This is a genomic window from Subtercola vilae, assembly GCF_004923255.1.
In the GTDB taxonomy this organism is placed as follows: domain Bacteria; phylum Actinomycetota; class Actinomycetes; order Actinomycetales; family Microbacteriaceae; genus Subtercola; species Subtercola vilae.
Genome location: NZ_QYRT01000015.1, coordinates 79137 through 87665 on the forward strand (window position 1 = coordinate 79137; position 8529 = coordinate 87665).

General features: G+C 63.2%; 6 protein-coding genes and 1 pseudogene. 4 read left to right on the forward strand and 3 right to left on the reverse strand.

Annotation, left to right across the window (positions count from 1 at the left end):
- Positions 1-20: 20 nt before the first annotated feature.
- Positions 21-3122 (reverse strand): alpha-mannosidase, encoded by a 3102-nt coding sequence (locus D4765_RS09770; protein WP_136642112.1) that lies wholly within the window; start codon positions 3120-3122, stop codon positions 21-23.
- 68 nt (positions 3123-3190) lie between these two features.
- Between D4765_RS09770 and D4765_RS09775 the strand changes: the two genes are divergently transcribed.
- The 3 genes from D4765_RS09775 (at position 3191) to D4765_RS09785 (ending at position 5689) form a co-directional block, all read left to right on the forward strand.
- Positions 3191-3985 (forward strand): sugar phosphate isomerase/epimerase family protein, encoded by a 795-nt coding sequence (locus tag D4765_RS09775; protein WP_136642113.1) that lies wholly within the window; start codon positions 3191-3193, stop codon positions 3983-3985.
- On the forward strand, positions 3982-5085 hold the full coding sequence (locus tag D4765_RS09780; protein ID WP_136642114.1) for a Gfo/Idh/MocA family protein: 1104 nt from the start codon (positions 3982-3984) through the stop codon (positions 5083-5085). Before D4765_RS09775 ends, D4765_RS09780 begins: the two co-directional genes overlap by 4 nt.
- Before the next feature lie 70 nt (positions 5086-5155).
- Complete coding sequence (locus tag D4765_RS09785) at positions 5156-5689, forward strand: hypothetical protein (protein ID WP_136642115.1); 534 nt, start codon at positions 5156-5158, stop codon at positions 5687-5689.
- Between the two features lie 10 nt (positions 5690-5699).
- Here the strand turns inward: D4765_RS09785 and D4765_RS09790 are convergent, their stop codons facing one another.
- A complete protein-coding gene (locus D4765_RS09790; RefSeq protein WP_136642116.1) occupies positions 5700-6671 on the reverse strand; it encodes an AraC-like ligand-binding domain-containing protein in 972 nt (323 codons plus the stop codon).
- Between the two features lie 129 nt (positions 6672-6800).
- Between D4765_RS09790 and D4765_RS09795 the strand changes: the two genes are divergently transcribed.
- The gene (locus D4765_RS09795) at positions 6801-7733 is read left to right on the forward strand and encodes an AraC-like ligand-binding domain-containing protein (protein WP_136642117.1); all 933 of its coding nucleotides are present in this window, start codon (positions 6801-6803) and stop codon (positions 7731-7733) included.
- 149 nt (positions 7734-7882) lie between these two features.
- Here D4765_RS09795 and D4765_RS19460 read toward each other — a convergent pair.
- Positions 7883-8529, reverse strand: a pseudogene (locus D4765_RS19460) (hypothetical protein); the annotation flags it as partial.

Here is an 8529-nt window from a genome sequence, read left to right on the forward strand (position 1 = left end):
TCGCCCCTAGAGTGTTAACATCATAAATCGGTCGGAAGCCCATTGCGCTCCACCTCGTGCGTCGATGCGAGCACGACCCGCAGCGTGACGATCTGAAACGGCCGAAGTACGAGGTGAATCGATGCCTCACCGAGAACAGGCGCCGGGTGAATCGTCAGATCGTCTCTCTCGAGCCCGTCGACGCATCTGATCGAAATCACCGCTGCCTCGACGCGCACCGTCACCGGCCGCTGGTCACCCCGCGCCTCGTAGAGTCGAACGATCACGTCCCCCGACCTGTCTTCGGCGAGCTTGACCGATTCGACGACCACGCCGACATCGGAGACCCGCACAATCGGCGCGGTCTGCCGTTCACCCTTGAATGCCCGCGGAGGAACGTTGAGGGAGTAGCCGTCAGCGATCGCATCGCCGATCGTAGCTGCCGCTCGCAGTGAGAAGCCGAACCGATGATGGCCCTGGTCAGATTCTGGATCGGGGTAGAGCGGGGCACGCAGCAGGCTCGCCCGCACCACCATGACGGGCGTGCGATCGGCACGGGTGTGCCGCCTGATGTCGTACCCGTAGGTCGAGTCGTTCGCAACGGCCACCCCGAACCCCGGCTCCCCCACGTGCACCCAGCGATGCGCAGGGGTCTCGAACTGCGCGTACTGCCATGACGTGTTCGAATGGGTGGGGCGATAGACGTGACCGAACTGAATCTCGGATGCCGCAGTGTCGGCCTTGACCGCAAGGGGAAACGCGAGTTTCAGAAGCTTCTGCCGCTCGTGCCAGTCGACTTCGATCGTGATGCCCACGAGAGTGCTCCCTCGTTCGATCGAGATGCGTTGCACCGCCTGGGATGACCCGAACCGGCGTGCGACGCTGATGCAGACCCGGTTGCCCGAAGCGTCGTCGTCGACGTCGATGCCGACGACATCGGTGATGTCAGTAGAGGCGCTCAGATAGTGCCGATCGATGTCCCAGGCATCCCACTCGTTCGGAATGTCGGCGTGTAACTGCAACAGGTTCGCTCTCTCCCCCGCGGGGATCGCTTCGCGCCCCGACGACAGATCGATGAGCGACACAAGGAGGCCGTGCGGGTCGATACGGAGGCGGACAAGACCATTGTCGAGTTCGATCGAGCCGTTGATTCGAGTGACTCTGACGGGAAGAGACGAAGAGTCGAAGACAGGGCGGCCGATGGCAAGAGAGCCGACGCCAGCCGAGGCATCCGGAAGCGCATTGGCGAGCAGATCGATGCTGCCCACGCCCGAGAGTTCCCGAAGGGAACGGGCGATAACGGCCTCGAGACGCTGAGCGATGGCCTCGTAACTCGTCTCGGCCTCCCGGTGCACCCATGCAATCGAACTACCGGGCAGAATGTCGTGGAACTGCAACAGCAGAACCGTCTTCCACACCTCGTCGAGCTCGTCGTATGGGTACGGCGCACCGGTACGAACAGACGACGTGGATGCCCAGAGTTCGGCCTCCCGCAGCAAGTGCTCGCTTCGACGGTTGCCCTGCTTCGTGGGCGCCTGGCTCGTGTACGTGCCCCGGTGTGATTCGAGGTACATTTCGCCCACCCACACCGGAGGGTGGGCGTATTCGGCCTCTGCGCGCCGAAAGAAGTCGGCCGGAGCGGCCATCTCAACCGTCGGCGAACCCTCCAGCGAGGCGAGCCGCTTCGCTGTCGCCACCATCTCGCGGGTCGGGCCGCCGCCGCCGTCGCCATAGCCAAAGGGAACAAGCGAGACGGTCGCGCGCCCCTTCTCTCTGAAGTTCGCCTCGGCGTGAGCGAGTTCGACTGCAGTCAGTTCGGCCACGTAGGTGTCGACGGGCGGGAGATGGGTGAAGATCTGCGAGCCGTCGATACCCTCCCAGAAGAAGGTGTGGTGCGGCAGAAAGTTTGTGTGGCTCCACGACATCTTCTGGGTCAGCATCCATTTCGCCCCGGCGAGCCGGGCGATCTGTGGCAAAGCGCCGGAGTACCCGAACGAGTCGGGCAACCACACTTCTTCGCTGTCGATGCCGAACTCCTCTCTGAAGAAGGTCTTACCGTGCAGAAACTGCCGCATGAGAGCTTCACCCCCGGGCAGATTCGTATCGGATTCGACCCACATGCCACCGACCGGAATGAACTGGCCCGAGCGCACCTTGCTCGTGATTCGCTCGAAGATCGTCGGATAGTGCGTCTTCATCCAGGCGAACTGCTGGGCAGATGAGGCCGCGAACCTAAATGTCTCATCGTGATCCATCAGGTCGAGCACATTCGAGAACGTTCGCGCGCACTTGCGGATCGTCTCTCGAATCGGCCACAGCCAGGCCGAGTCGATGTGGGCGTGCCCGATCGCGACGACGGCGTGGGCGCTCTCGTACGCTGTGGCCGACAAAACTCCGACGAGCGCAGCTCGACCCAGCGACGCGGTACCCGAGACGTCGTTTGGATCGACGATGTTCAGCATGTCTTCGAGCGCCCGTTCGATGCTGGCGCGGCGCGGCAGGGTTCGCGGCAGCACCTCGAGCAACCCCGAAAGAACGCTGATGTCGGCGCGCAATTCCCACACTTCGCGATCGAGAAGCGCGATCGAACACTCTCTGAAGGTGTACTGAGGCACCGCACCCGCCGTGGCCTTGTCACCCAACGAAGTCGGCCTGAATCGAAACTCTTCGATGTCGAAGTCGGGGTTGGCGGCCGCTTCAAGAAACAGCTCAACCGACCGGCTGTCGATCGATGTCATCCCGGTCAGGTCAAAATGCGCGTTGAGCGGGTTGATGCCCTTCAACGGCCTGCCCTCGAGGGAGTAGAGGAGGCCCTCGGCCTGATACCCCGCCCGATGCCAGTTGAAACCCAGATCGAGCACCAGCTCGATACCGGTCGTGCCCGCTGACGTAGATTCGAACCAACGCTCAGGCACCTCCGCACTGAGGCGAAACCAGGTGGTCGACCAGGGCGCGCCCCATACCTGCCCGAGGGCGAACGGGCTGAATTCACCGGCGGTAGCCTGCTCGAACCCCGTCGGTTCACCGGCAAGAGTATGACTGGTCAGAGTCACGTCGAGCGTCTGGCGATAGAGCGCGTTCTGCAGACGGTCGCGTACAAAACGGGCCAACCGCATCTCGATCTGTTTGCCGTCGTCATGCATACGCGCCGCCTTCCGGTTGATTCCACGTCACTTGTTAGCAAATAACATGTTAACTATATAATAGGCGGATGACAACGGATTTCCGAGCCCCCGCCCGCACCGCTGAGCGCGAACCGGCCGTTCAGCTGTATTCGATTCGCGACAGACTGGCCAACAACATGCGGGGGGCGCTGACCGACCTCCTCGAGATCGGGGTCACCAGGGTAGAAGCGTTCGGATTCGGCAGTGAAACCACCACACTCGTCGACCTCGCGAACAGCGCAGGCTTGGAGGTCGCATCGACCCACGCCAACTTTCTCAGCGACCCGGGCGCCCACCCTGATCTTGACAAACTCTTCGAGACGGCACGATCAGCCGGAATCAGCACCGTGATCGAGCCGATGCTGCCCCGTGAGCGGTTCGCTCATCCAGATGACATCGAGGCCGTTGCCGACGCGCTGAACAGGGCAGCGGCCATTGCGGCCCGCCACTCGGTGCGTGTCGGCTACCACAATCACGACTGGGAGCTCTCTACACGTCACGCAGAAACATCAGCTCTTGAAGTTCTGCACACACTGCTCGACCACAGGGTGGTCTTCGAACTCGACGCGTTCTGGGCCGACGCAGGGGGCGTACCGGCGGCAGACCTTCTCTCCCGACTCGGCTCCCGGGTGGCGCTGTTGCACGTGAAAGACGGCGGCCATCCGCTCAGCCGAGAGACCCAGCGCCCCGCGGGTCGCGGCGACCTCGACATTGTCGCAGTTCTGGCCGCTGCGCCCCACGCCGACCGTGTAGTGGAATTCGATCTCTCTGACGAGAGCATCCTGTCTGCCATCGCCGAGAGCATTGCCTTCGTGCGCGCCTCAGATGAGAGCCGACGATGAACCCACAACACCACCCGCCACTCGGAGTAGGGATTCTCGGCGCGGGAACCATCAGCGACACGTATCTGCAGAACCTGCGCACCTTCCCGACGGTGGATGTGCGGTTCGTGGCCGATCTCGATGGTGGCCGTGCGAACACTCAGGCGGCCAAATTCGGTGTCGACGCATCCGGCACGATGGATGAGATGCTCCGGCGAGCTGACGTCGACATCGTCGTGAACCTGACGGTACCGGCGGTGCACGCACGCTTGAGCCTGCAGGCACTTCATGCGGGCAAACACGTGTGGACAGAGAAACCGATCGGCCTTGACCGCACCGAGGCCTCGACGCTGCTGACGACGGCTGTCGCGCTGAACCTGCGGATCGGATCAGCGCCCGACACCTTTCTCGGCGCTGCCACCCAGACCGCGCTCGCACTCGTGGCTGACGGCAGAATCGGTGAACCGCAGCGCGCGGTGTGCGTCTTCGAGACCGCCGGACCAGAGTCGTGGCATCCGAACCCCGAGTTTCTCTACCAGCGGGGAGGTGGGCCCCTGTTCGACATGGGTCCGTACTACATCACCACTCTCGTGCAGGTGTTCGGCGCGGTGACGAGAGTGACGGCAACGGCGTCGACAACCTCGCAGCCGCGACAGATCGGTTCAGGCCCGCGGGCCGGCGAGTTCTTCACCGCCGAGGTCGAAACGACCGTCTCGGCGCTCGTTCAGTTTGTCGGCGGGGCGTCAGCGCAACTGCTGTTCAGTTTCGACTCCCACCGCGAGCGCACCGGCCTTTTTGAGGTGTCGGGAACGGCGGGCACGCTCGTCTTTCCCGACCCCAACCGGTTCGTCGGCGACTCGGTGCTGTACGACGCTGCGCATCCGCTCGGCTCCGTGCTACCCGCGGCCGGCCACGAAGCGAGCCGCGGCACGGGAATCGCCGAGTTGGCCGAGGCCATCCGCGACGATCGACCAGCCCGGGCGTCGGGCGAACTGGGCTTTCACGTGCTCGACGTGTTGCTGAGCATCCAGCACTCTTCTGCGCTCGGCGAAAGTGTCGAAGTCACAAGCACGATCGAAAAAGCTCAGCTTCTTCGGCATGACTGGAGCCCGCGGGCGTAGAGTTCCCGGATGCTCACCTCACAGACGCGCCCTTCACTACGGCGCGAACACGTGCAATACAGTGATGCACATGAGTGATCCGCGGGCCCGCAGAACACGCGTGCACGTGCTCCACACCGTGCAGGCCCTGCTGCGCCAACCCCACCCGCGGCCCCTCACATTCACTGCCCTGGCCATCGAAGCGGAGGTCTCGCGGCGAACGCTGTACCTGCACTGGTCGAGTATCGAACAGGTCATCGCCGACGCGCTGCAGTTCAACCGCGTCGACTACCACCCCGCCGATGCCGACCTTCCGGTTGCACTACGGCTGAGGGAATATCTCGGCAACCTTCGCGACGGAGTGCACGAGCCCGTCGCCCGCCAGCTGGGTGCTGCTCTGGTGGCGGCGGCGGTGACCGACCCATCGGCAGCGGCGGGGCTGAACGATCTGACTGCCTTTCGGCTGGCCGAGTTTCGCACCCATGTGGGTGCCATCACCGACTTCGAGTACGCAACACTCACCGGCGTCATCTTTGCGAGCGAATACATATTGCAGCGCCCGGTCACCGATGAGCAGCTCGACGAACTCGCCGCGCGCACGCTCGTCACTCTCAGACTCGAATGATCGGGCTGGGTCAGAGGCGGCTGCTGATGCGGTATTCGCGCAGGGTCTGGCCGTACCTCTTCTTGAACGCCCGCACACACTGGTCGAGGCCGTGAAAGCCGAAGCTCTCGGCGATCTCAAGATTCGTCGCGCTGTCATTGGGGTCGGAGATCTGCCGTGCGATGCGTTCGAGCCGCGTGTTCAGAATCTGCTCTGCCACTCCGAATTCTGCTGACGCGAACAGCCGATGCAGCCGCCGCGGAATGACTCCGATGGCTGCTGCGACATCGACCGACCCGTAATCGGGTTCGGTCGCGTGCAAGGCGATCTGTACGCGCGCAGCAGAGCGCAGGTCATGATCTGACGCCGCACTCCCCGCACTATCTCGGATGCTCTCATCGAAGACCTCCCCAACCAGCCGAATCACGAACCGCTCGAGTGTCACGAGTTCTGCGGGTGCGGGCGCGACGACGGTTCGGGTGAGCGTATCGAGCGTGGTCACGAACGAATCGGTCAGCGCAGACCGCGGCAGCGTTCGAGCGGTGACACGGGCCAGCGCAGCTGAGGAGATACCGCGGAGCAGACGTCTCGAAATCGACACCACGACGAGTTCGACGTTGCCGGTTGTGGCATATGAGTAAGTGGCAGCAGAACGAAGAAAGACGAGCCTGCCGGTTTCGGCCAGCGACGAACGGCCGTCTTGCCGCACCCCGAAGGTTCCAGACCGGGTGTACGAGAGGGTTACGACATCGCGATCGTCGGCGAGGAGAAGCTCGGTTGAGCGAACCGCTCGATGTTCTGAGGCCGTCATCGTGAACAACCGCACGTTTCCGAGCGTGCTGCGGATGATCGTTGCAGAGAAGCTGCTCTGAGCTGGAGCCACCATTTCGAGAAAGGGCGCGAGATGCTCATGGCTGACCAGCCCCGAGGCGTGGGTGAGAGTGTTCCACGTGGGTGCTGGCATCGCATCCGTCACAGGCGCAGCCTCAACCTGCGTTGTCATCTCGATGCCCCCCGGTCAGTTGGGCCCCGGTCAGGCAAAAAGGGCTTACCCGGAAACTACTACACATACTGAGTCATAAGGCCTAGAGTGCGTATCACCGAGAGTTTTTCGCCCCCATCGAATCGACTCATGCCCCACATCACCGAGTATCTCGGACCCGATGGACTGACGCAAATGTCACCCGAAGCCGTTCGCGTTGCCAAAGACCCACTCAGCTTTACTGCGCGCCTGAAGAACTACCGATTCGGGTCACTGACCCTCATCGACATCACGTCATCCGCGTACCGGGCAAAACGTAGCCACGAGCGTCTTCGAGAGGTACCGCTCGACATCATTCACGTTGTGTACGTGCGGGTGGGGGGCATCCGTACGCGGCAAGACGGTCGGGCGGCGTTCACTCCGGCCGGCATGGTGACGATCCTCCGGGCCAACGCGGCATACGACTACGCCGTGAGCGATGGCTGCAACGCGTATGTCGTGTCGATGCCCCTCTCGGCCCTGGCGCTACCGGCGCGCCGACACGTTCCTCTGGTGACCTCACAACCCATCGATGAACCGGTGGTCTTCGCCACCGCAGCCGCGTTCTTCAGCCCGCACCTCGCCAATGAGCGTCCGCTCGAGCGCGACGGCACCGTGGTCGAGGGGCTCACCATCAGTCTGCTCGAACAACTCATTCTGAACCACGCCGAGCAGAGTGGTGTGGCGGTGGCGACTTCAGACCAGATCATGGTGTCGAACATCCGGCGGCTCATTCTCGAACAGATCGAGAGACAAGACCTGGCTCCCGCAACCATTGCCGCAGACCTCGGCACCACGACTCGAAACCTGTACCGCATCTTCGCTGCGGAGCCCACAAACCTCGCAGCGCAGATCCGAGCCACGAGGCTCGATCTGCTTGCCGCATACCTGCGAGTCGAGTTGAGCCGCGTGCCGTTCGCCACCGTCGCCAGGCGGTTCGGGTTTCGATCAGTGGATGCCTGCGGCCGCGCATTCAGAGAACGGTTCGGCTGCACGATGACGGAGTTCAGGCTGAGGCGGGTTCTGCCCGCTCCGCTCGAATGACCGCGGCCGATCAACCAGTGATCTCCACGTCAGAGTAGGTGAAGGGCCCCTCGGGGGGATTCAGGGCCCTTCACTAAGGAAGACCCCCTCAGACCCGTTTCGTGACGCGGTGCGCCGAACTTCTTTTCGAACCCACCCGTCGGCCGCGACTATTGGGCGGTGAACAGCCTCGTTGCGGTCAGCCCAAAACGCCCTGTGACCGGGTCGAGATACCGGATGCCCAGATTCACAGGCCCCTGAGCGATGCTGAACGACCCCAGCCACGTGCCGTCGGTCAGCGGCATGGGCGTCTCTCGAACGGCGCCGTTGACGATTCTCTGCGCATCAGCGCCGCTCGCCCCCGTCAGTTGCATGACGAAGTCGGTGGCATCGACGACGGCGCCTTCGGCGGGTTGTGAGACCACGGGAGGGGGCGCCATCGTGACATCGGCCGGCGCACTCACCGCCGAGACCACTGTGTCGACCGTCTGCCGAAGCCGAACCGTCGACGTGCCAACGGGCAACGCAGGGAAGTCCGTCATCGACCATGCGCCCGACAGGTCTGCCGTTGCAGAGGCCAAGACCGATCCGGCGGCGTCGACAGCCTCGACCAGAGCCCCTGGCACAGCGTCGGCACCCTTGATGAGAGGAAAGTAGAGACCGCCCGCGTCTTGCTCGAGGGTGTAGACGGGAACCGCGGGAGGGATGAGGTCGTTGATGTCGGAGATCTGCTTCGAGAGGGTCGATTGCGCGTTGGTCTTGATGAACTTCTTCACGCCGATCTTCGCGGCCTCGTCGGTGATCGACTGGGTCTCGG

Excerpts from the sequence above, each read along its gene's own strand:
- D4765_RS09770 (WP_136642112.1), bottom strand. The coding sequence starts at position 3,122 with ATGCATGACGACGGCAAACAGATCGAGATGCGGTTGGCCCGTTTTGTA.
- D4765_RS09775 (WP_136642113.1), top strand. The coding sequence starts at position 3,191 with ATGACAACGGATTTCCGAGCCCCCGCCCGCACCGCTGAGCGCGAACCG.
- D4765_RS09780 (WP_136642114.1), top strand. The coding sequence starts at position 3,982 with ATGAACCCACAACACCACCCGCCACTCGGAGTAGGGATTCTCGGCGCG.
- D4765_RS09785 (WP_136642115.1), top strand. The coding sequence starts at position 5,156 with ATGAGTGATCCGCGGGCCCGCAGAACACGCGTGCACGTGCTCCACACC.
- D4765_RS09790 (WP_136642116.1), bottom strand. The coding sequence starts at position 6,671 with ATGACAACGCAGGTTGAGGCTGCGCCTGTGACGGATGCGATGCCAGCA.
- D4765_RS09795 (WP_136642117.1), top strand. The coding sequence starts at position 6,801 with ATGCCCCACATCACCGAGTATCTCGGACCCGATGGACTGACGCAAATG.